Below are 23,193 nucleotides of genomic sequence, written 5' to 3' on the forward strand. Positions count from 1 at the left end.
AACTGACGCATTGGCGCGTCACCTAAGCATAATATATTCCATTCAAATTAAACAGATTCTCCTGCAGGCTGCGCTTCTCCACTTCGCTTCACTTCTACCGTTGCTGAGAAAAAAGTGGCCCCGTTGCCCATATCGCTCAGCCGGTCCGGTGTCAGCACGTTCACCCTCTGTCTGCGTCCCTTGCCTTCCCACCACAGCCCCTGGCTGATCACGGTGCCCGGAAGCATCTTGTCCGTTACCATGGCCCACAGCTCGATAGCGCCTCTGCCGTTGTACACAGTCAGTTCGTCACCGTCGGCTATACCTCTTGCCGCTGCATCTACGGGATGAATCTGCAGCGTTGGACGCTTCTCCATGCGCTGGTGCTTCTCCACATTGGAGAAGGTGGAGTTCAGGAAATTATGATTCGGCGGCGACACGAACATCAGGGGATAAGCCGCCCCCGGCTGCGGCAGCCGCTGACCGTCATAGCCTTCCTTGAGCGGCGTGTATGTTGGCAGCGGAGGCAGCCCGGCCAGCTCCATGGCCTTGGAATACAGCTCGATTCTGCCGGACGGTGTCGGCAGGTGTTCCAAATAATCCGCCTGCGGCGACATATCCAGTTTCACGAACCGTTCAGCCACCAGCCGCTCCAGCGTGACCCCTTTCATATAGGGATTGTGCGGATAATCCAGCGCCTGACGGATCATATCATATTCGGAATCGCTGAAAGCTGCTGCATCAAAGCCCATCGCCCGGCCAAGCAGCGAGAAGACCTCCATATTGCTTTTGCATTCGCCCGGCGCATCCAGCACAGGCTCCTGAAGCTGCATATAGTGATGCCAATACGAACCGTACAGATCCACATTCTCAAACGTGGAGGTTGCAGGCAATAGGATATCGGCATAGAGCGCCGTGTCGGTCATAAACAGATCATGTACTACTGTGAACAAATCCTCGCGGGCAAATCCCTTGCGCACACGCTCCGCATCAGGCGCCACCACTACTGGATTGCAGCAGTAGACGAACATGCCCATCACCGGCTGCTCTTTCATCTCCAGCGCTTCACCGATCCGGTTCATGTTGATCGTGCGTGTCCCGCGGTTTGACCGCAGATCAGGACGCGTTAGTGCGCGGGCTTTCGTTGCGGTGTAGCCTCCATTTGACTTGATCGCTCCGCCTCCGGTCTTCCGCCAAGCACCTGTAAGTGCCGGAAGACAAGCAATCGTGCGCACATTCATGCCCCCATTATCGTGGTGCTGCAGGCCATTGCCGATGTGGATATGTGATACCTTGGCTTCGCCATACAGCTTGGCCAGCTTCTCGATATCTGCCGCCGCAATGCCAGTAATCTCTGCGACCCGTTCTGGCGGATATGCAAGCACATGCTCGCGCAGCTCCGTGTGCCCCGTTGTATAACGCTCCATAAATGCTTCATCCGTCATGCCATCCCTGAACAAGATATGCATCATCCCTAGCGCGAGGGCTGTATCCGTGCCGGGATAGAGCGGCAGGAACCAGTCTGCCCACTGTGCCGTACGGTTGCGGTGCACATCGATCACGACCACCTTCGCCCCCCGTTTACGGGCCTGTTCGGCATAGATGACCTGATGCATGTTCGTGCTGACAATGTTGCCGCCCCAGACAATGATCAGATCGGCATTGACCGTATCCTCGGGACTTGTCCCGCCATTGAATCCCATCGTATATTTCCAGCCAGCAGTGCCTGCCGCACTGCAAATGCCCTGCTCCAGACGACTTGCACCGAGCGCATTAAAAAACCGCCGGTCCATCCCGTCCACACTAAGCACCCCCATATTGCCATAGAAGCTGTAAGGGAGAATGCTTTCCGGCCCATAGGTACCGGACAGTTCCTTGAAACGGCTGGCGATTTCACCGATGGCCTCCTCCCAGCTGATCGGCTTGAAAGAACCACTCCCTTTCGGCCCTGTACGACGCAGAGGCTGCAACAGACGTTCGGGGTGATGCACCCGTTCCGCCATATGCCGTACCTTGTTGCAGATCGCCCCTTTGGTCACCGGATGCTCGGGGTTGCCTTCCACCTTAATGATTTTGCCGTCCTGCTTATGCACTAGAAGTCCGCATGTGTCAGGGCAATCCAGCGGACATACCGCCGGAAAAACCCCATCTCCGCTGTAACTCATGGGCGTTAGTCCCCCCTTGTCACTTGAATATGTATATTCTATAACTGCACCTGTTCTACGTAAAGAAAATAGGCGAAAACAAACTGATTCGTTCCAACTATGTCAGGGTAATAGAGCATATGAAACACTCCCTATGAATTCGCCGTGAGCCCGATTTCGTTCCCCCGAGTCGGATATGCACGGCGAATTTTGTGTTGTCTGAGATACAAAAAGACACTCCCTAATAGATATCAGGGAGTGTCTGTATAACCATCCAGCCCATGCGGACCGTTAGTATTTTATGCGTGTTTTTTTACACCGGCAGCAGAAATACCTTCCACCGATTGAATAGCCGCTGGCGCTTTGCGCAGGTAAGCCATCCAGTATGCAAAAGCGACGAAGATGGCGCCGCCTGTCAGGTTGCCCAGCCAGACCGGAGCGAAATTGCCGAAATACTGCGACCAGGTAAAGTGACCTTCAAAAATAGCAGCAGGGATAAGGAACATGTTAGCTACAACGTGCTGGAAGCCGATAGCTACAAACGCCATGGTCGGAAACCAGATCCCGAGGATTTTACCACTGAAATTATCCGCTCCGTAAGAGAGCCATACCGCCAGGGCAACGAGCCAGTTACAACCGATACCGGAAACAAAGGCCTGCAGGAAGGTAGCATCAATCTTGTGTCCGGCCATATCCACCAGTTTATCCAGATACACGCCATCTGCAGTGAGGCCAACAACGTGGCCGAAGAAATAAGCGACGAACAAGGCGCCGGCGAAATTACTGATTGTAATCAGCACCAGATTCTTGAACATTTCCCATAGCGAAATCTTCTTCGCCATAAAAGCCAGCGGCACAGCCATCATATTACCGGTCAGCAGTTCCCCTCCGGCCAGCAGCACCAGGATCAGACCTACCGGGAACACGGAAGCGCCGATAAAGTTAGCGATAGAGCCCCATTCCTTCGGTGCGCCTGCGATAACGCGAATGTCCAGCAAAAATCCGAGCGCGATGAACGCTCCCCCCAAGAAGCCAAGAATAAGTACGGTACTGAGTGAATTATGCGCCTTCTTAATTCCGTTCTCTACCGTGACTTCGGCAATCCCCTGCGGTTTGTTATAAGCCATGATTCCTATCCCCTTCGAATTACTTAAAATTTGTTCCTTTATGCCATTGTAGCGTGTCAACTAACACATTTACGTGATAAATATCACTCTTGTAAAAACTAAGTGAAAGTTTTCACTGACATGTCAAATTTACCACAAAAGCATCCGCTGCGGAATATTTTTTATCTCAGAAGAGACGAATTCCCCATTTTCTGCGGGAGTCAACTTCCGTTACCCCAAAATGCCAGAGCACAACAAAAAGCCGGAGCCGCAAAATCGGCTCCGGCTAACGGGGGCAGCCTTAGGTTTAGACAGTTACGGTTTCTTTACGGGCAACTGTTGCAGGCAGGGCTTGAAGTCCCGCTGTATTCAAGAAATTCCAAGGCTTGTTGTAGTGCGGCTGGAAGAAGAAATCAATGAAGGCCAGCTGGTCTACAGTCATTTTATTCTGAATGCACACTGACACGGTATTGATCGACTGTGTCAGATCCATCTTGGACATGATCTGTGCGCCGAGAATGCGGCGGGTCGAGCGGTCATAGACCACTTTTAGCTGAACCTGCTCAAAGGTTGGCATAAACTCGGGACGATAGTTGTCGGTCAGCAGAACACTCTCGATATCCATTCCTTCTGCAATAGCGGCATCCTCTGTCAGCCCGGTTCCGGCAATATTATCTTCATAAATCTTTATTCCCGAAGTTCCCTGTGTACCCATGTATGGGATCGTCTGCGATACCAGGTTGCGGGCTACCAGTGTTCCCATGCGTACAGCGTTGGTGGCCAGCGGAATGTAAGCATGTTTGCCGGTTGGATTATAATGAATTGCACAGCTGTCACCGGCGGCATAGATGTCCGGAAGGCTGGTCTGCATATAGTCATTGACGATAATCGCGCCGTTAGGCAGCATATCCACCTTACCCTTCAGCAGTTCGGTATTCGGACGGAATCCGATACAGAGGATAACCAGGTCGGTCTCATGCTCGCCTTTGCTAGTGATTACCTTGGTCACTTTGCCGTTCTCGCCAACAAACGAGCTAACCTTCTCGCCAAGTGCCAGAGTGATTCCGTGATCCTCCAGCGATTTTTGAATAGGAGTCGTGAATTCTTCATCCAGATATTTGCTCAGGATACGGTCCTCGCCGTCAATTAGCGTAACCTGTTTGCCATTCATTTGAAAAGCCTCCACCAGCTCGACTCCGATATACCCGGCACCGACAACAGTGATTCTGTCCACCTGCTGCGCTCTTTCGATGATGGTGTTGGAATGATTGTAGTTCTTGGAGAGGAGAATACCGTCAAGCTCCATGCCCTCCAGCTTGGGAACAATCGGCCATGAGCCGGTAGTCATGATCAGCTTGTCATAGGAGTCATCGAATTCCTGGCCTGTCGCCAGATTGCGGGCACGCAGTGTTTTGCGGTCGGTATCAATCCCGATAACTTCGTGACGCATGTTCGTCTTGACGCCTAGCTCCGCAAGCTTCTCCGGCGATGAGTAGAACAGACCTTGCGGGTCTTTAATGACTCCACCCACATAAAGCGCGATCCCGCATGACAGGAAAGAAATATTATCATTGCGTTCATACACGGTAATCTCGGCATCCGGGTAAAGCTGGGCGGTATTGACGATTGCTGCGGTTCCGGCATGGGTACATCCTACGACTGCTACTTTCATGGTTTGTTCCTCCTCCAAATTGGGCATTTCATTTATTTGTGTTTGTATGTGATTAATTTCACTTTATGCGTTGATTATATTGTGATTTTTCTCACATTACAAGCCTTTTTTGTGATTTTTCTCACATTGTTCACATTTGATGCAGATATATCGTCCCCGTATTTCCGGTGCGTCTGCATTAGTTTCTCCCCGGGCGAGCACATTATGTCTGGAGGGGAGAGGAAGGAGCAGGGAACCCTCAAGCCGGCAAACCGCGCAGCAAAGCCCCCATACTTCTGCTTAAGTCGCAGAGATATGGGGGCTGAAGTCTTGAATCAAGATGACTTTGATTTATTCCAGGCCGTTAATAACGCCATCCTCGTCTACCTGTATACCCTCTGCCGCCGGTTTGGCCGGAAGTCCGGGCATAGTGACCATATTGCCGGTGATGACCACCGCAAAACCCGCTCCAAGCGACAGCGTAATATCGCGGACACCCATGGTGAAGCCTTCGGGTGCTCCCAGCAGTCTAGGCTGGTCAGAGAATGAGTACGGAGTCTTCGCCATACAAACCTGAAGCTGCTGAAGGCCAAGCTTCTCAATGATGTTCAGGCTGCGCTTCGCTGCCGGCGAGAAGGACACTTCCGCACCGTGGTAGATTTCGGTAACGATTGTATTGATTTTGGCCGGAATGTCCAAATTGTCCTCATACAAAGGAGCGAAAGCCGAGGGCTTACCTTCTCCCTGTTCCAAGAGCTTCTTCAGCTCCAGGGCGAGTTCAAGCCCCCCGGCGCTGCCTTCCGCCCATACTTTGGAGATGGCTGCCGGCACACCCAGACGGCGGCAAGCCTCCAGGACATCGTTAATCTCCGAAGGGGCGTCGCCCTCGAAGTGATTAAGCGCTACAAGCACTGGAACGCCGAATTTGCCCAAATTCTCAATGTGACGCTTCATGTTGGCAATACCGGAGAGCAATGCTGCCCGGTTGGTTGTGTACAGCTCATCTTTACGGACACCGCCATTGTATTTCAGCGATTTCACCGTCACTACCAGCACAGCTGCAGCGGGAGTGAGTCCGGCTTGGCGGCATTTAATATCCATGAACTTCTCTGCGCCCAGATCCGCACCGAACCCCGCTTCCGTCACTACCACATCCCCCAGCTTCAAGGCATAACGGGTACCGATTACACTGCTGCAGCCGTGCGCGATATTGGCAAACGGTCCGCCGTGCACGATCACAGGCGTCCCCTCCAGAGTCTGCACCAGATTAGGCTTCACGGCTTCCTTCAGCAGCGCAGCCATGGCTTCTACTGCTCCGATTTGCTTTGCCGTCACCGGCTGTCCCAACTGGTCATATCCGACCAGCATGCGGCTGAGCCGGTTTTTGAGATCGGTAAGATCATCGCATAGACACAGTACAGCCATAATCTCTGAGGCCGTCGTAATCTGGAATCCGCTCTCCCGCACGGTACCGTTGCCATCGCCGAGGCCGGTCACAATGCTGCGCAGGCTGCGGTCATTCATATCCATTACGCGCTTCCAGACTATACGCTGAGGGTCAAGTCCCAGTACATTGCCCTGGAAAATATGATTGTCGATCATAGCCGACAGCAGATTATGCGCCGAAGTTACCGCATGTATATCGCCCGTAAAATGCAGGTTGATCTCGTCTGCCGGAACAATCTGTGCCTTGCCCCCTCCTGTTGCTCCACCCTTCATGCCCAGACATGGACCAAGGGATGGTTCACGCAGTGCAGCTACTGTCTTGATTCCCGCTGCATTCAGCGCCTGGGAGAGTCCGATCGTCGTCAGCGTTTTACCTTCGCCTGCCGGGGTCGGATTCACTGCAGTAACCAGCACCAGCTTTCCGTCCTGCTTGTGCTTAAGCTCGTCCCATAGAGATGGCGACAGCTTGCTTTTATATTTGCCGTACAGTTCCAGATGCTCTTCATGAATTCCTGCTGCCGATGCCACCTCTGTAATTAATCTCATGCCCTTATAAAACCCTCCTGCCGTTATTATCCTGCTTCATTCTGCCCTTTATTCCATTCCCCATGATGTACCTTATTCCTCTTCAAAGAATACAGTGTCTGTGAAAAGCGTCAAGGATAATTTTCATAAGCCGTAACTGAAAAATCCCCCTAAACACAGCAAATGCCGTCATTCAGGGGGGGGAGGTATACATTCAATTTATAAAAGACAGCAAAGCGGCTAGGATTCGAAAAAAATGCGCATCTTAGAGCAGGGCTTCGATCTGTGCCTTCATGCCTTCCGGCGATTCCTTAGGCTCTACACGGGCTACCACATTACCGCTGCGGTCCACGAGGAACTTGGTGAAGTTCCATTGGATATCACTGCTCTCGCCATCACCCGGCTGCTGGCCCTTCAAATACTGAAAGAGCAGACTGGCATCCGGCCCGTTCACATCCACCTTGGCAAAAACAGGGAACTTCACGCCATAGTTAATTTGGCAGAACTCTTCCGCTTCTTCACTGGTTCCGGGCTCCTGTCCGGCAAATTGGTTGCAGGGAAAACCCAATACGACAAGCCCTTGGTCTCCGTATTGTTCATAGAGCTTTTGCAAATCCCCGTACTGTGGTGTAAGTCCGCATTTGCTGGCCGTGTTGGCAATCAGCAGCACCTTGCCTTCATAGTCCTTGAAAGGCACTTCTGTACCCGATGGTTTCACTCCGGCAAAACTGTAAATAGACATTCTGCATCCTTCCCTTCATCCGTGGATTGATCAACCGGCTATGCTCTGTAAGCCAACCTTTATCTTACCCTATTGCCGGAGGAATACAAAATAAAGGCATTGTGCCCGGACAAGCTAATGATCCCCTTCCGTTCGGGACAATCCGCAGGCATCTGCAATCAGCCGGAGAGATTTCAGCTTGTCCTCCAAGCCGTGCATCGGCATGGCGAACATAATCTCCTCGCAGCGGTATTCTTCCATGAGCGCAATAAACTGCTGCCGCACCTCCTCCGGCGATCCCAGGACCGTCCGCCTGCGGTTCTCCTCAATCCGAAAGCGGTCGTACGGTGTATAGGTGTAGTCCAGAGCGGTTTCTACTGAAGGTGTCCCTGTTGAGACATGGCCTTTCTCCAGCAGAACCAGCGACAAATCCATGCTGGCAGCCAGCCGGTCTGCTTCTGCGGAAGTCCCGGCACACACAGCAAACACCGATACCAGCGCCCGTGGAGCAGCGGCTGCGGGGGAGGGGTGGAAGCTGTTCTGAAAGGATTGGACCGTCTTCCCGCCTCCGTCACCATTAATGAATCTGGCATAGGCGAAGCGGATGCCCAGCCTTGCGGCAAGATCGGCGCTATCCCTGCTGGACCCGAGCAGCCAAAGCTCCGGTGCAGTGCTGACTTGCGGGCTGGCCGCAAGCCCGGCAAAACGGTGTGCGGCATCCGGACCGCCGTACAGATAGCTGAGCAGATCCATGATCTGCAATTCGTAAAGTTCCGCACCGCCTGTCCGGTTCTCCTGAAGCGCTCTTACAGCAAGTGCCCCGCCTCCTGCAGCACTGCCCACCCCTAGATCGATGCGTCCGGGATATAGAGCTTCAAGTACGCGGAAATTCTCGGCTACCTTGTACGCGCTATAATGGGGGAGCAGCACGGCTCCTGAACCAATGCGGATCGTTGAGGTTACTGCAGCCAGATGGGCCATCAGCACCTCGGGACTTGAACCGGCCAGTCCGCGTGCGGCATGATGCTCGGAGACCCAGAAACGGTGATAGCCCAGCCTGTCAGCCTCTCTGGCAAGGCTTACGGTCTGGGCGATTGCCTCAGCGGGCGTGCAGCCCTCAGAGACGGGTGATTGATCCAAAATGCTTAATTTCATAGACTGAGCATCTCCAAGTCAGGTAATAGGGGGTGATAACCATTGCTGTCTCCATTATATCATCCCGTTCCCCGCGCCTTCACCATGATTTCCGGAGGCTCTCATTCGCAAAAAACCGCCCCGTACAGGGCGGAAATCTTCAAGCCCACACTTTGAGATGCCAGTGTAGCAGCATCTGCCCGGCTCACCGGGCCAGCTTCACCAGCATATGGGCCAGCCGGTGGCGTTCTTCCTTGCTGCCCACCTTCCACAGCTCCTGCAGCAGCTTCTCCTCGCTATTACGGGGTTCTTCATGGTCAGCCAGATAGTCGGCTATTTTTTCCGCCGCCACCGCCAGCTGCTCTTCACCCAGACCGATTTTCCGAGCCAGATGAATACGCTTTCCTAAATAGGCCTTGAAATCCTCAAAATTGTTCAAAATGACTTCCTTCTGTTCCGGGTCAATCCGGTCCAGGGCTTCATTCACTTTGCCTAGCGCAACATTTCCGTCCTTATCTACAACATGATTATGCTCCGACATCTGAAATTCCCCTTCCGCTGGAAAATTCATGGTTTCCCACTACTTAACCAAGGGTCAGACAGATGAATCAACGGGAGATGGCTGCCTTCAATGGAAAAGGCAGCCACAGCATGGTCAGCAGGCGAGAACTTTTCCGCCAACCCCTAATTCACAGAAAATACAGAGATACAGGCCGAACTTCGTCCCTTGTCCAGTCTAGACCGCACCTATGGACGGCCACTCCAGCTCAAAGCCGTTATTGCGCAGGCGGGTCTGGAAGCTGCTCAGCTGCTGGGGAGAATTCCGTACCTCACGGGGGGTGATCCCGTTATCCAGACAATATGCGGCTAGCATGCCGGCAGCCTCTCCAATATTCCATTCCACCGGATGAAGCCGATAACAGCCGTTGGTGATATGCGTGGTCCCAATGTCTTTGGCAGCAGCGATCAGGTTGTTCACCCGAATCGGGATCAGCGCTCCCAGCGGAATCTGGAACGGCAGTGAAGGAATGTCGATAAAGGTCCGCAGCGCGGTGCTGGGGTGAAGATCAATCCGGTAACTGCCGATGCCAACCGTATCCGGGTATTTCTCAGCCCGGCCATCCGGGCGGTCTGCCGGGCTCAGATGCTGCTCCAGGATGGTGAACTCCGCCCGGATTCGCCGTCCTTCCCGAATATACGGAGCTTGCGCAAGGCCATGCGGCGCCCCCGTAGCATCGGGGCGTGGACGCAGGCCGGGATAACCTATGCCGCCATCCTTGCGCGGCGCCTCCGTCTGCATCCAGTACAGCAAGGAAAGACTAAGCTGCTTCGCATGCTCCAGGTGGCGCTGCCTTTCCCCGGGAGAAACGTCAATAATCGACCCAAGCCAATAGTCATTCTGCGGCCAGTTGACCACACTGAGATCTGTCTGGTAGACCCCCGGCTGAAAATTACTGCGGTCCGCCAGTCTACGGTAAGTAAACAGCGGATTCCCCCCCTCCTCCGGTAAGAGCACGTAGGTTACAGGCTTTAGCGTCGAAGGGGAAGGAACCGTCCAGCTGAGCTGCGGAGCAGGCCAAAAATCGGCCTGGTAGCTTCTCCAAAAGTTATATTCCCGCGGCTTGGCAATCGTATAATCCTCGCCCTCAGTATAGTCTACTGCCAGACAATGCGTAAACGCTTGAATATCCTGCGGATCGGCCGGACCCGCAAGCGCATGCCTTTCCCCGGTCTCTGCAGCGGACTCGGCGCCCGTTACGTACTCTACGCCTGCCAGCGGCAGCACATCCCCTTCTTCAGTCGCATCCAAAAAGTAGCTGCCGGTCAGGACGAGCTTCTCCCCATCCTGACCGCATACGGTTACTGAAATCACATCATCGCCGTCTGTCTCTGCCCGCACGGGCTTGTATCCTGTCCATATCTGCAGCCGCCCGCTATGTACATAGGGGGCCAGCATATCCCGGAGTACAGCCAGCGCGGCACGCGGCTCATGAGAGAGCCGGCTGACCCAGGCATTTCCGGGATTGAGGGCCGCCCGGGCGCGCGCCTGCTCCGTGAGCGGGAATAATCTGCGGTAATAATCGCGCACTGCATTGCGATAAGTCCGGTAGCTTGCCGTACAGCCCAACTGCTCGATCCACCGGTTCTCGTCAGGCGGAACCACCTGGCTGGTGAGCTGTCCGCCGATCCAATCATATTCCTCGGTCATTACTACCGACCGTCCTGATCTGGCAGCACCCAGAGCGGCCGCACAGCCTCCCGTCCCTCCGCCAATAATAACAACATCTGCCTGAATCTGCTTGGTCATTTCATTCCTCCTCCATAATTGAAAGAAAATGAGTGCTGTATTTCCCTGCCTCTAACTTATATGTAGTTTGGAATGATATTTTAACAACTTATATTTATAAGTGGGCTTAGAAACAGGCTGGAATTGTACATCGGCAGCTACAAAGATTGCTACAAAGCCTACTGGTCATGAACAGGACAGCGTAGCCGCTATATGATTTCTGATATAAAGCGGCCTGGAGGGCCTTCATTAGATTTGGCGGCAAGTCCAAGTGGAAAAAGTGAACCTAATGCTGTCCCGTCCCACTACTACGTAAGCGTTAATTGGAAAAAGGAAACCTAATCCGACCGATTTCCATCTTTTCGGATGAATTCGCTTAAATGAAGTCTACTTTTTCCAACTATCCCCTATACAGGACACTTTTATCTCTATTTAAGTGTACTAACTCCACTCCACTTCCTGCAGATCCCCACACGCTACCCTTTTGACTTCCTGTTCGTTCCACTACAAAGAAAAAAGCACTGCCTCCCCCTTGCGGCGGGCTGCAGTGCCTGTAAACATTCAACAACTCCATTACTTCGAAACCGGAACCGCATCAAAATACTCTTCCAGCGTAATGCCTCTCTCCGCGATGGATGCGGCAATGTCCTTGCCTACATAACGGACATGCCAAGGCTCATACATGTATCCTGTAATGGCCTGCTTGCCTTCAGGATAACGGATGATGAAGCCGTACTCCGCCGCATGGGCTGCAAGCCAATTGGCTTCCTCTGTTCCGGCAAAACAGCTCTCTGCGGCACATTTGCCGTTAGTGCCGGAAAGGTCGATAGCCAAACCCGTCTGATGCTCGCTGTGCCCAGGTACGGCACTGTAGGTGCGGGCCTTCTCTTCCCCATCTTTGGCTACATAATTGTTGAACAACCGGGTCTGTGTAGCTTCTGAACGGTAGCCGGAAACCCCGGCCAGGTGTACGCCGTCTTTCTTGGCTCCTGCGAACATGTTCTCCAGCGCGGTAGCCGCGGCCTTGCGCATCATGCGCTTTTCAATCTTTTCAGAGAAAATAAACGGCACGTCCGGATAGACCAGGTCAGCTGGCTTATAGCCGTCCGGAAGCTTGTACTGCTTATTAATGATTGCCTCCAGGCTCTCCGGCTCCGCAGCCGTAAGCTCCGCCGACGGGTCGCCTGAACCGCTGCTGCCTGCATCCGAGGGTTTATCAGTTGCGGTTGCGGTTGGTGAAGGTTCTGCACTTGCCTGATTGCCTGAATTGTCCGGCTTGTCAGTTGGTGCAGTTGAAGGCTCGCTCCCCGTGTTCGCGCCTGTCTCCTCCGGAGTATCAGAGGCCACGGCTGAAGGCTCAGGAGCTGTGTTTGGCTGTGCCTGAAGATCATTGCCCACACCAGCAGCCGCTCCCTCTTCCTGTGAAGCCGAAGGCGAAGGTGAGGTGTATTTACCGATTCCCCAGCCCACAGCGATTACGATAATAAATAAAATAACGATTTTTCCAGTCTTAGACATATGCCGTGTTTCCTCCCAGAAAGGTTGATGAATGTTTCACCTGGTGCTCTATCCATTATAGACAAGCATTGTATCCAAAATGTTTCAAAACCTTAAACATAACTAGCCAGGCCAGCAGGCAGGCGAAAAAAAATGTTACCACAGAACGTCAGCCCGTAAGCTGACCGTCCTAGGGTAACACAATACTGAAATCCAGCGCCTTTATCTGGACGAGCCGCGGCCCCCGCGCGAGCCGCCGGAACCGTTGCCACGGCCGCCACGCGATGAGGCATTTCCACCGCCGCTGCGTCCACCCGAGCCAAAGCCGCCTTTGCCGCCCTTGCCGCCTTGGGAGCCTTTGGAGCCGCCGCGTGAGCCGCCGCCTTTGGCTGGCGCTGCCGAACTCCAGCCGCCGGCGTCATTGCTGCGGGCCACATTCGCTCTATGCTTAGGGCTGGCCTGAGCGCCGCCCGGGTTATACCCGCTGCCCGAGCCTGCCCCTTTGGAGGCGCCATAGCTGAAGCCTCCGGCATCCGCGCCACGCGAGACATTGGCGCTGTAGCCGCTGCTTGGGCCGCCACCCGAACCGGCGGCTCCTCTGCCGCCGCGCGGGCCGGCGGCATTCCCTCCGGCTGCAGAACCTGCAGCCGGGTTGCTGCGGGCGTCGAAGCTGCCGTAGCCGCCGCCCGTTCTTGGCTTCGCCGCGCTTTTGCCGGCGGGCCCGCCGTCCCTTGGCGCAGCCGCGCCATAGGCGCTGCGCTTGCCGCCAGCCGCATCGCCGCGGCTGCGTCCTTCTGCAGGCGCGCCCCAGCCGCCTGCTTCCTTGCCACGGCCGCGTCCGCCCGGCCGTGCTCCGGCCTCAGCGCGCGGTGCTCCGCCGCTGCGCCCCTGGCCGCGCCCGCCGCGTCCAGCGCGGGCCGCTTCCGGTGCAGCGTTCTGGCGTCCGCCGCGAGGCGAACCCCCGCCAGCCTGCACAGAGGTGAATTCGCCTACGCCGAATTCATCCTTCTCGTACCGGCGGCGGTCCAGCCGCTGGGAAATGCCGTGCTCGATCAGGTCGAGCCCGGCGCGTTCGCGCGGCGAAGAGAACGTGATCGCCAGTCCCTTGCCGCCTGCGCGGCCGGTCCGGCCGATCCGGTGAATGTAGCTGTCCGCATCCAGCGGCAGATCAAAGTTAAAGATATGGGTAATGCCTTCAACGTCCAGACCGCGGGCGGCGACGTCCGTAGCAACCAAAAGCTGCAGCTTAGCTTCGCGGAACCGCTTCATGACCGCTTCGCGTTTACCCTGCGACAAATCGCCGTGCAGCTCGTCGCAATCATACCCGGCCGCTTGCAGCGCTTCATTCAGCTTGGAGACCCGGCGCTTGGTCCGGCAGAAAATAATCGCCAGGTACGGACGGTCCCGCTCGATCAGGGCGATTAGCGCCTCTTCCTTGTTACGGTCCGAGCATTCCACGACCTGCTGGCGGATATTGTCCAGTGGAATAGGTGAACCGCTTTTAATAATGATATCCAGCGGCTCTTTCATGTAGTTGCTGGCCAGCCGTTTAATCGGATCCGGCATCGTCGCAGAGAAGAGCATCGTCTGGCGGCGGTAAGGCACAGCCGTAATAATCGTCTCCACATCCTCCAGGAAGCCCATATGCAGCATTTGGTCGGCTTCATCCAGCACGAGCATTTTGACTCCATTCAGATCGAGAGTTTCCCGGCGCATATGATCCAGCAATCTGCCCGGAGTCCCGATAATCAAATGTCTGCCGCCTTCCAGTTTGCGCAGCTGCTTCTCCACGTCCTGACCGCCGTAAACCGCCAGAATCTTCACGCCGGTATGGCGTGCCAGCTTGCGTGCTTCTTCCGTAATCTGCAGTGCCAGTTCGCGTGTCGGCGCCATGATGAGCGCCTGCGGATACGCCTGCTCCACACGGATCTTGTCCATAATCGGCAGCAGGAACGCGAGTGTCTTCCCTGTTCCCGTCTTGGCTCTGGCAATAACGTCCAGCCCCTGAACCAGCGGCGGAATGGCTTCTTCCTGAACTGGCGTAGGCTTCACAATGCCCTGACCCTGAAGCAGGCCGTTCAATATTTCAGATACTCCCAATTCTTTAAAACCCGGCATAGTCTCCACCTCACAATTTTCTTTAATGTTGTTCAATTCATAACACTATAGTCATCCATTTTCTGGAGTAATGTAGGCATGTTGCAGTTGCCGCCAGCGGCCTATAGCCACATATTCAAGCAGAAACGAATTCCCGTCCTGTTATGGGACGGAACCATTTCAAACAAAAGCGGAAGAACCCCGTCACCCGGAGCCCTTCCGTCTCACTAGCCGCCCTTTGCCCTGCAGATGTGCGGTCCAATGTTCGGTTTCTGGGGCAGCAGCGATCCACCGGACGTTCAGACGGCATTCCATTTGCGTTCCATTACACTCTTTACGAATAGCTTCTTATAGGATTAAGAAGTTAACCTATATATTGTACTTGATCCAGCAGGGTTTGTGTGCAACTATCGAAGAATATTTATTCGCTAGAATCTCCCTGACTTGAAGATAGAGTACAGCAGCCACAGAATCATCAGTGCGGCAATTACGGAGCCGATCTCAACAATCGGGAAATCCCAGAGCATAGAGGGCTCTCCGCGAAGCGAGGAAGCGACAATCAGACCAGCCATAATGATGCTGAAGGCAAGGAGTACAATGCTGAAGGATAAGCGGTTTCCTACCCGGCTCAGCTTCTGCTCTATTCCCTTCAGCTCCGGCAGCCCAATCTCTACCTTCAGCTTACCCTTGCTGATCAAAGAAGACAGTTGTCTGGCCTGGGCAGGCAGCTCTACCAGACTTTCTGCAAGATCAGCTACTCCGCTGAGAATCTTGCGCTGGAGGCGGCTGCCGCTGAACCGTTGTCTCACCAGCCGCCTTCCGAAAGGCTCAGCCATCTGCACAATGCTGAAGGCCGGATCAAGATTACCGACGACACCCTCCAGCGTCAGCATCGTCTTGCCCAGCATCGCCAGGTCCGGCGGAATAACCAGCCGGTGCTTGCGGGCGATGCCAAAGAGATCGTTCAGTGCCTTGCCGATGCTTACCTGATTGAAAGGAATATCATAATAGGCTTCACGCAGCCGGTCCATATCATCGTGCAGCGCCAGCCGGTCGGCCTCCTCAGGAATGACACCGAGCCGCAGGATGGCCCTCACCATGGAGTCGGTATTCTTCCGCATCAGCGCGATAATCAGCGCCGACAGGTTGTCCTTCATTTCTTCGCTAAGCCGTCCTACCATACCGAAATCAATTAGTGCCAGCTTGCCGTCATCCATCCTCATGACATTCCCGGGATGGGGATCGGCATGAAAAAAACCATGGATAAAGATCTGATTCAGCATCATCTCCACGAGCTGCTGGGCAAGCGCCTTTAGCTTCACGCCCTTCTGCTGCAGCTCCTCACGATGGTTCAGTGTAATTCCTTCCACATATTCCATCGTGAGTATACGGGTAGAACTGTAATCCCAATAAATTACCGGGATATAGACCTGATCTTGTTCTGTCAGCTGACCTGCAATCCGTTCCGCATTGCGCCCTTCCTGACCGTAGTCCAGTTCGGCCAGCAAGGCGCGGGAGAATTCCTCGACCATCCGGGTAAGTCCGTATTGTTTCGCCCAGTCCATCCTTCTCTCGGCCAGGGCGCCGAGATCCTGTAGAATCTCCAGATCCCTTGTCATGGTCCGCATGACACCAGGACGCTGTATTTTGACCGCTACACTCTGTCCTCCATGCAGGACGGCCCGGTGGACCTGGCCGATGGAAGCTGCAGCGAGCGGGGCATTCTCAAAGTAACTGAACATCTCATCAATAGACTGATCAAGCTCTTGCTCCAAAATATGGCGCGCAGTTTCCGCCGAGAACGGTGGGACACTGTCCTGAAGCTTCACCAGTTCCTGAATAATGGAATCGGGCAGCAGATCAGAGCGGGTGCTGGCCAGTTGGCCCAGCTTCACAAAGGTTGGCCCCAAATCCTCCAGCACCCGGCGGATCCGCTCTCCGAGCGTCAGACTCTCGTGAACCTCCTGGGTAATCATCCGCCGCGGAAGGGACAGCAGGTGGTAGAGGCCGAGTTCCTCCACCATATAACCGAAGCCATGACGCATGAGCGCCATGGCAATAGACCGGTACCGTCCGGCATGTCTTATACGTACCGCCATTTAATCCGTACGCGTTTCCGGCAATGTCTCCTCCGGGGAAGGAGAGCCTTCCAGTTCGGCCACACGGCGTTCCAGGACTGCAATCCGTGCTTCCAGCTCGGCAACGTCACTCTGGACAGGGATCTTAAGTTCTTTTAGCACGCGCTCAACCTGCTCATGAACCGCAGACTTGAACACGCCGCGCTCTTCCTCGCCCCGCTCCACAAGCCGGTCCACCAGAGCCTTGGATTCGGACGGCGCAAGTTCGCCCCTTTTCACCAGTTCTTCGACTACCTTCTCTACCTTTTCCTTGCTGACAATGGTGAGGCCTACTCCTAAAGAGATTGCTTTCTTGAACAAATCACTCATGGCACTTTCCTCCCAATGATTCCAGTTATGGATAAAGTATACCCTTTAGCGGGCAATTTCACAAAGCTTAAGGCTGCTGAAGCCCGTTATCAGGATCATTATCTGGGAATCCGTGCTGCCCAGGTGGCTGCCCGGAGGATCAGTTGGCGGATCGCCGGATGGGTGAAGGAAGGCTCATGGTGACCAGGCATCAGAAATACTACCCGCCCAAGCCCGAAGCTATGGCACCAGGCCGCCGGCCGCATCTCACCTTCCGCTTCATACTCTAGCAATATGGTTTTGTCCATAAATGGGTCGAATTCAAAGGTGTACGGCTCCTCATCAAGCTGAAAATCTTCAATACCCTCCGTAATGTCATGCTCCAGCACTTTGAAGTTCAGCGGAGCATACGGCGGATGACCGGTAAATCTGCCGCCGATCAGCTGCGCCAGCTCGTTACGCTTGGCCAGTGAGATTCCGGTATGCAGGACGATCAGTCCGCCACCGCCGCTTACATAGCTCAGCAGACCGGCAGTCTGCTGGGGGGAGACCGTCTCATTCCATAATTCATTGTATGCGATGCATAGATCATACCCGGCCAGATGCTCGCTGAGCAGCAGCTTTTTATTCTCCGAACACTGAACAATCAGCAGATCATTCAGGATTTCACTAATTTGTTTATCCACACCCTGCAGCGGATGGAACCGGGGATGGGTATAGTCACCCAAAAGCAGACATTTTCTCTTGTCCATAGGGGGCCTCCTCCTTCTTTCTGTATCTGTAGTTGTAATTAATAGCGTTGTGCTGCGATGTACTTGCCAAGCTCCACGAACATGCTGCCCATCCGTTCATGCTCAGGCATCACAATTCGCGTGATCCCTTCGTCTTTCAAGGACTCCGAGGTAATCCGGCCTACAGAAACAGCCAGTACCTTGTCTGCAAAAGCCTGCACGAGTTCCTGCAGCGCCCCCTGCTCCCTGGCATACTGGGCCAGAAAGCGGAATTGCGGAGCACTCGTGAAGGCTACAGCATCGACTCTGCCCTGAGCGATATCGTCATACAAAAGAGCAAGTGCCCCCGGCTCCGGGGGGGTATGGCGGTAAGGCTCCACTTGAAGGACGGATGCTCCAGCATCCTTCAGCCAGGATACCAGATGAGGGGCCGGATCTCCGTGCAGCTGCACCACAACCGATTTGCCGCGAAGATCCCAGCCTTTGAGGCCCCGTATCACTCCGGCTGTACTGCCGTCGTCATCACGCACCTCAGGCTGTAGCCCGCGCTTCTTCAGCGCATTAACGGTCTTGTAGCCACGTGCCGCTATCGGCGCAGCGGAGAGAACCTCGAGAAAGCGATCCTCCAGCTTCATCTGCAATGCCATATCAAACAGGGCTTCCAGCCCCATCCCGGTCGTCAGAATAGCCAGGTCCGGCGGATGAGCGGTCCAGGCGGTGATTCCCTCCCGCAGCGCCTCATCATCCAGAAACACGGTGCCTTGCGCAGGCCGATGCAGTGCGGTGCCACCCATGTTCTGCACCAGCTTGGCCATTTCCTCCGCTTTGCGCGGACCCGCCAGGGCGACGGTAATCCCCTGCAATTGCTCTGCCATATTCCTTTCTCCCCCTCATCAGCCCAAACATTATTGCTTATCAGTATACTTGCAAAGGGCGGAAAAAGAAAAGATGCAAAGCTATTCTTAGCTTATGATTTTGTCGAATACAACCTAAAACGTCCCACGAGCTTCTGCAATTCTTCAGCAAGATGACTAAGATCGGCCGATGAAGATGCGATCTCCTCCACTGAAGCGAGCTGCTCCTCGGCAGCTGCAGAAATCGTCTCCGTATTACCTGCTGCCTCCTGGGAGATTCCTTGGATTTCGCTAATGGCTGCCTGCATACTGACAGCTTCTGCCGTCAGCGTGCCAACGGCTCCTTTCATAGCCTCAATCTTCTCTGCTGCCCCCTTAACGGCTCTGCGGATGCGGGAGAAGGAACGCCCCGTTGAATCCACCGCAAGAATCCCCTCTGACACCTTGCCCCGGGCATCCTCCATCGTCACCGTTGCCTGCTGCATCTCAGCGTTAATGGAAGAAATCTGCTCCGCAATCCTATGCGCCGATTTCTCCGATTCCTCGGCCAGCAAGCGGACCTCCGATGCCACAACAGCGAAGCCCCTGCCCTGCTCACCGGCTCTGGCCGCTTCTATGGAAGCATTGAGAGCCAGAAGATTCGTCTGGCGGGCAATGCCGGTAAGGACACCGACAATTCCGTGAATCTGGCCGGTGCGGTTATTCAGCTTGTCGATCACACCGCTGAGCTCCTCTACCGTTTCATGAATGCCGTTAATTTTGTCTACAACAGTAATCACAGAGTCATTCCCCTCCGCTGCGGACAGCGAGGTTTTATCCATCATTACCGATACCTGCTCCATGAATCCGGAGATTTGCGCCACTTCGTTTGCGGTTGCGGCTGTACTCTCCGTTCCTTTACGCACACTGTGCACCTGCCGCTCCGTGCCTGCCGCTACTTCCTGAATCGCTATTGTTACATGCTCAATGGCCTTGGTTGTCTGTTCCGCCCCGGCGGTTAATTCTTCTGCGGAGGCAGATACATTGTCCGTCATCTCCTGCACGCTGATGATCATATCGCGCAGATTTACGACCATGGAACGGAAATTATCTGCCAGGAGTCCGATTTCATCTCTATGGAAGTCACCAATATCTTCCGAGAGGTCTCCCCGGGCAATAATCTCTGTTGCCTTGCGCAGACGAGTCAGCGGCTTCAGGATAGAGGACACATTGAAATAGATCAGCACCAGTGCGAGCAGCACCGAGATGGAGATTACGATCAGAGCCTTGTCCCTAATCCCGCTCGTGGCAGCAGTCACCTCATTTTTGCTGATGGTCCCCCCGATTCTCCAGCCGGTGAGCCCGTTCACCTGATAGGTCATCTTTTTGTGAGCGTCCTTGTAGGTATAATCGAATGAACCGCTCTCCCCCTCAAACATCAGCTTTACGAAATCAAGCGAGGTTTCCTGCCCAATCGTTTCTGTAGGATGTACGAGAAACTTTTTGCTGCTGTCGATAAGGAAGATGTATCCTTCCTGACCCACCTTAATGTCTGTCAGATTCGCCAGCTCAGCCAGGTTGAGGTTCAGAGTCATCACTCCTCCGCCATCTTCAAGCACAGCGGAAATCGCTACTGCTGTTTCATTATTAACCGTCTGGAAAGCCGGTGAAATCACCGCTCCCTTCCCGTGCTTCAGTGCATTTACATAAGCATTCTCCTTGCGCGGGTCATACCCTACCGGGAACTTGACATCCGCGGCATGCACCATCTTCGCCCGGCTGGTTGCGACATATATATCCAGCACATCAGGGTGTAGCACGGCATACTCCTTCAATCTTTCTTTTACCGCAGCACCAGCGTCTCCAGACTGTTCTCCATTCAGAGCTGCGGAGGAAACCTTCTTGGCAAAATATTGGATATCATCCATTTTGGATTGAATATTCGCGTCAATGATTTCATTTACTGCCGCTACACTTTCCTTAGCATTGTTCATAAGCTGGCCTTCCACTTTGCTGCTGGCTGAATCGTAGGTTTGCCAGCCTATAATCATGCTCGGTACCAGAAGAACAAGCAAATATGTGGTAATCAGCTTCATACGGATGGTTAAACGGGACTTGTGTTTCATATGCATGTTCACGCTCACTTTCTTTTTGGGTCTTAAGTATGAATTGATCTTCAGCCTAATATATAATTATATATCAGCCCAACAAACCCTTTTTTATTTACCAACTCTTCAGTATTATCATACTTCTTTGTAGAATTTTCATATAAACACAGCAAAAAGACCGTTTCCATGAAAACGGTCTTTTCTTATATATGTTCATAATTTTCCGGAATTTAATTTTCACTTCCAGCCAGTGCTTAAGACCTCTTACCCATGTTGCTTCTGCAGGACGGACATACCCCTCCAAACACCACATGCGCATGAGTAATCGAATAGTCTGTCTCCTCACTGACCCTGTCTGTCCATTCCTGCGGCACCTGGGTCATGACCTCATCCACCGCGCCGCAAACCTCGCAGAGGATATGCTGATGATCATCGAGACGGGCATCATATCGGCTGGCGGCCTCACCCAGCTTCAATTCGCGGATCATTTGTTTGTCCGACAGATAGCGTAAAGAGTTATATACGGTCCCATAGGCGAGATTATGTCCCTGCTCTACTAGCCGGTTCATTACTTCTGCGGCAGTGGGGTGGTCATGTGAACCCCGGACAATATCATACACGGCTTGACGCTGGGAGGTCAGATTCAGGGTCTTCATCTTTATCATCCTCTAATTTGTTTTTAGATCAAGTATAAATCCAGAGGATGACATAGTCAATCCGTCAGGTCAGCATGCAGAAATACCGCGCGCATTACTTTCATCAGGCATCCCCCCCTGCACCAGGGTTTCTTTTGACGGGAGTGTGGTAATAAATGAAATGAGTCTTACAGTGATGGAGGAGATTAACATGAAGGAGAATAGGATGAACAGCACACCACAGTTCCCGCAGGGTCTTCCACAATATCCGCAATCGTTCTGGAGAGCCAGCAGTGAGATACCTTCCTTTCCACCTCTTGCAGAAAACCACGATACCGATGTTGCGATTGTCGGCGGCGGAATTACCGGGATTACCACCGCCTACCTGCTAACCAAGGCAGGATATAAGGTGACGCTGCTGGAAGCGGGGGAACTTTTTGCCGGGACTACCGGATTTACAACCGCCAAAATCACCGCCCAGCACGGACTGATCTATCATGATCTGGTCAAGGATTTCGGGGAAGAAGCAGCCCGGCTCTATTTCCTGTCAAACAGTGAGGCATTGGAATGGATCATCCAAACGGCGCAAGAACTGAACCTGTCCTGCGGACTTACACGCGAAGCAGCTTATCTCTATGCCGATAAGGGCGATGAGAAGACGCTGAAGCAGCTGGAGGCAGAGTTCCAGGCCTATAGCAAGATTGGACTTCCGGGGGAGTGGCAGGATCATATTTCGCTTCCCCTGAGGGTTGACGGTGCCATTAAGCTTCCGGGCCAAGCCCGTTTTCATCCGCTCCACTATCTTAAGGGACTCCTGGACGTTATTGTGGATAAGGGCGGGATGATCTACGAGCATACGATGATTGGAGAACAAGTGAACAAGGATGGTGGCATGCTTACACTGCATACAGAACAAGGAAAGCTTACCATCAGCTGCAGACATGCCGTGTCCGCATCCCACTTTCCTTTTTATGACGGCGGGGCCCTATATTTCTCCCGTCTGCATGCGGAGCGCTCTTACTGTCTGGCTATTGATCCGGAAACCGACTATGAGGGTGGAATGTATCTAAGTGCCGGAACTCCCGCCCGTTCTCTGCGGGCAGTGGAATGGAATGGCAAAAAGCTGGTCATTGTCGGCGGTGACAACCATAAAACCGGACAAGGCATCTGCACCTTTGGCCATTATGAGAATCTGGAGAAGTTCGCCGGGGAGCTACTGGGCATCCGGGGTATTCCCTTCCGGTGGTCGACCCAGGACCTGGTTACTCTGGACCGTGTGCCTTATATCGGTAAAACCGCCGAGGATGAGGAAATATATATCGCCACCGGCTTCCGTAAATGGGGCATGACTACCGGAACTCTGGCGGCGCGCTTGATTGCGGACGGTATCCAGCGGCACGGCAATCCTTACACAGAACTGTTCGACCCCTCACGCTTCAAGGCCCGGCCTTCGATCAAAAATTTCATCGTCCAAAACGCCAATGTCGCTAAGGAGCTGGTAGCAGGCAAGGTAGAGATTGTCCATAAAAAGACGTATGATCTGAAGCCGGATCAAGGTGCAGTCGTCTTTCATGACGGCAAGCGCGTTGGGGCATACCGAGACTCTAAGGGACATCTGCATCTGGTGGACAGAACCTGCACTCATATGGGCTGCGAAACGGAGTGGAACGAGGGAGAACGCTCGTGGGACTGCCCTTGCCACGGCTCCCGCTTCTCTTTTGAAGGAGATGTGCTGGAAGGTCCGGCGACACTTCCGCTCACCAGGCTGGAGTCCGGGGAGTAAGCTGAAGCGACCCCTCCTGTCTGAGACGTGATTCTCCATTCCCGCTCGGGTATAATGGGAGCTGAATAGCAGCCCTATTAATAAGTATTG

Annotated in this window: 17 protein-coding genes; 1 reads left to right on the forward strand and 16 read right to left on the reverse strand. The window is 53.8% G+C overall.

Annotation, left to right across the window (positions count from 1 at the left end; translation table 11 throughout):
* Positions 1-47: 47 nt before the first annotated feature.
* From A3848_RS23865 to A3848_RS23940, 16 genes are all read right to left on the reverse strand, one after another.
* Positions 48-2,144, reverse strand: a complete 2,097-nt coding sequence (locus A3848_RS23865; RefSeq protein ID WP_083612337.1) for a molybdopterin-containing oxidoreductase family protein — start codon at positions 2,142-2,144, stop codon at positions 48-50.
* A gap of 278 nt (positions 2,145-2,422) precedes the next feature.
* The gene (locus tag A3848_RS23870) at positions 2,423-3,250 is read right to left on the reverse strand and encodes a formate/nitrite transporter family protein (RefSeq protein ID WP_074087362.1); all 828 of its coding nucleotides are present in this window, start codon (positions 3,248-3,250) and stop codon (positions 2,423-2,425) included.
* Between the two features lie 286 nt (positions 3,251-3,536).
* Entirely contained in the window at positions 3,537-4,901 is a 1,365-nt protein-coding gene (locus A3848_RS23875) for an FAD-dependent oxidoreductase (RefSeq protein WP_074087363.1), read from the reverse strand.
* Positions 4,902-5,231: 330 nt separating this feature from the next.
* Positions 5,232-6,872 (reverse strand): formate--tetrahydrofolate ligase, encoded by a 1,641-nt coding sequence (locus A3848_RS23880; protein ID WP_074087364.1) that lies wholly within the window; start codon positions 6,870-6,872, stop codon positions 5,232-5,234.
* 244 nt (positions 6,873-7,116) lie between these two features.
* The gene (locus A3848_RS23885; protein ID WP_074087365.1) at positions 7,117-7,593 is read right to left on the reverse strand and encodes a glutathione peroxidase; all 477 of its coding nucleotides are present in this window, start codon (positions 7,591-7,593) and stop codon (positions 7,117-7,119) included.
* Between the two features lie 114 nt (positions 7,594-7,707).
* Entirely contained in the window at positions 7,708-8,727 is a 1,020-nt protein-coding gene (locus A3848_RS23890) for an LLM class flavin-dependent oxidoreductase (protein WP_074087366.1), read from the reverse strand.
* 184 nt (positions 8,728-8,911) lie between these two features.
* Positions 8,912-9,247: a DUF3243 domain-containing protein gene (locus tag A3848_RS23895; RefSeq protein ID WP_074087367.1), complete on the reverse strand. Its 336-nt coding sequence runs from the start codon at positions 9,245-9,247 to the stop codon at positions 8,912-8,914.
* 195 nt (positions 9,248-9,442) lie between these two features.
* Positions 9,443-11,014, reverse strand: a complete 1,572-nt coding sequence (locus tag A3848_RS23900; RefSeq protein ID WP_074087368.1) for an FAD-dependent oxidoreductase — start codon at positions 11,012-11,014, stop codon at positions 9,443-9,445.
* A 552-nt stretch (positions 11,015-11,566) separates the two neighbouring features.
* A complete protein-coding gene (locus tag A3848_RS23905) occupies positions 11,567-12,511 on the reverse strand; it encodes a M15 family metallopeptidase (protein WP_083612339.1) in 945 nt (314 codons plus the stop codon).
* Positions 12,512-12,712: 201 nt separating this feature from the next.
* Complete coding sequence (locus A3848_RS23910; protein ID WP_083612341.1) at positions 12,713-14,608, reverse strand: DEAD/DEAH box helicase; 1,896 nt, start codon at positions 14,606-14,608, stop codon at positions 12,713-12,715.
* A 407-nt stretch (positions 14,609-15,015) separates the two neighbouring features.
* A complete protein-coding gene (locus A3848_RS23915; protein ID WP_074087369.1) occupies positions 15,016-16,686 on the reverse strand; it encodes an ABC1 kinase family protein in 1,671 nt (556 codons plus the stop codon).
* Complete coding sequence (locus A3848_RS23920; protein WP_074087370.1) at positions 16,687-17,034, reverse strand: phasin family protein; 348 nt, start codon at positions 17,032-17,034, stop codon at positions 16,687-16,689. It abuts the gene before it with no gap.
* 98 nt (positions 17,035-17,132) lie between these two features.
* A complete protein-coding gene (locus A3848_RS23925) occupies positions 17,133-17,765 on the reverse strand; it encodes a ThuA domain-containing protein (protein WP_074087371.1) in 633 nt (210 codons plus the stop codon).
* Between the two features lie 38 nt (positions 17,766-17,803).
* Positions 17,804-18,619 (reverse strand): uroporphyrinogen-III synthase, encoded by an 816-nt coding sequence (locus A3848_RS23930; protein ID WP_074087372.1) that lies wholly within the window; start codon positions 18,617-18,619, stop codon positions 17,804-17,806.
* A gap of 92 nt (positions 18,620-18,711) precedes the next feature.
* Positions 18,712-20,709: a methyl-accepting chemotaxis protein gene (locus A3848_RS23935; RefSeq protein WP_083612343.1), complete on the reverse strand. Its 1,998-nt coding sequence runs from the start codon at positions 20,707-20,709 to the stop codon at positions 18,712-18,714.
* 230 nt (positions 20,710-20,939) lie between these two features.
* Entirely contained in the window at positions 20,940-21,341 is a 402-nt protein-coding gene (locus A3848_RS23940) for a Fur family transcriptional regulator (protein ID WP_074087373.1), read from the reverse strand.
* A gap of 190 nt (positions 21,342-21,531) precedes the next feature.
* Here A3848_RS23940 and A3848_RS23945 point away from each other — a divergent pair, with 190 nt between their 5' ends.
* Positions 21,532-23,103 (forward strand): FAD-dependent oxidoreductase, encoded by a 1,572-nt coding sequence (locus A3848_RS23945; RefSeq protein ID WP_256702540.1) that lies wholly within the window; start codon positions 21,532-21,534, stop codon positions 23,101-23,103.
* Positions 23,104-23,193: the final 90 nt, after the last annotated feature.

This window comes from Paenibacillus sp. P32E, assembly GCF_001909085.1.
Classification (GTDB): domain Bacteria; phylum Bacillota; class Bacilli; order Paenibacillales; family Paenibacillaceae; genus Paenibacillus_AQ; species Paenibacillus_AQ helianthi.

Bases quoted from the DNA above. Each gene is read 5' to 3' on its own strand.
- A3848_RS23865 (WP_083612337.1), bottom strand. From the start codon at position 2,144: ATGAGTTACAGCGGAGATGGGGTTTTTCCGGCGGTATGTCCGCTGGAT.
- A3848_RS23870 (WP_074087362.1), bottom strand. From the start codon at position 3,250: ATGGCTTATAACAAACCGCAGGGGATTGCCGAAGTCACGGTAGAGAAC.
- A3848_RS23875 (WP_074087363.1), bottom strand. From the start codon at position 4,901: ATGAAAGTAGCAGTCGTAGGATGTACCCATGCCGGAACCGCAGCAATC.
- A3848_RS23880 (WP_074087364.1), bottom strand. From the start codon at position 6,872: ATGAGATTAATTACAGAGGTGGCATCGGCAGCAGGAATTCATGAAGAG.
- A3848_RS23885 (WP_074087365.1), bottom strand. From the start codon at position 7,593: ATGTCTATTTACAGTTTTGCCGGAGTGAAACCATCGGGTACAGAAGTG.
- A3848_RS23890 (WP_074087366.1), bottom strand. From the start codon at position 8,727: ATGAAATTAAGCATTTTGGATCAATCACCCGTCTCTGAGGGCTGCACG.
- A3848_RS23895 (WP_074087367.1), bottom strand. From the start codon at position 9,247: ATGTCGGAGCATAATCATGTTGTAGATAAGGACGGAAATGTTGCGCTA.
- A3848_RS23900 (WP_074087368.1), bottom strand. From the start codon at position 11,014: ATGACCAAGCAGATTCAGGCAGATGTTGTTATTATTGGCGGAGGGACG.
- A3848_RS23905 (WP_083612339.1), bottom strand. From the start codon at position 12,511: ATGTCTAAGACTGGAAAAATCGTTATTTTATTTATTATCGTAATCGCT.
- A3848_RS23910 (WP_083612341.1), bottom strand. From the start codon at position 14,608: ATGCCGGGTTTTAAAGAATTGGGAGTATCTGAAATATTGAACGGCCTG.
- A3848_RS23915 (WP_074087369.1), bottom strand. From the start codon at position 16,686: ATGGCGGTACGTATAAGACATGCCGGACGGTACCGGTCTATTGCCATG.
- A3848_RS23920 (WP_074087370.1), bottom strand. From the start codon at position 17,034: ATGAGTGATTTGTTCAAGAAAGCAATCTCTTTAGGAGTAGGCCTCACC.
- A3848_RS23925 (WP_074087371.1), bottom strand. From the start codon at position 17,765: ATGGACAAGAGAAAATGTCTGCTTTTGGGTGACTATACCCATCCCCGG.
- A3848_RS23930 (WP_074087372.1), bottom strand. From the start codon at position 18,619: ATGGCAGAGCAATTGCAGGGGATTACCGTCGCCCTGGCGGGTCCGCGC.
- A3848_RS23935 (WP_083612343.1), bottom strand. From the start codon at position 20,709: ATGCATATGAAACACAAGTCCCGTTTAACCATCCGTATGAAGCTGATT.
- A3848_RS23940 (WP_074087373.1), bottom strand. From the start codon at position 21,341: ATGAAGACCCTGAATCTGACCTCCCAGCGTCAAGCCGTGTATGATATT.
- A3848_RS23945 (WP_256702540.1), top strand. From the start codon at position 21,532: ATGAAGGAGAATAGGATGAACAGCACACCACAGTTCCCGCAGGGTCTT.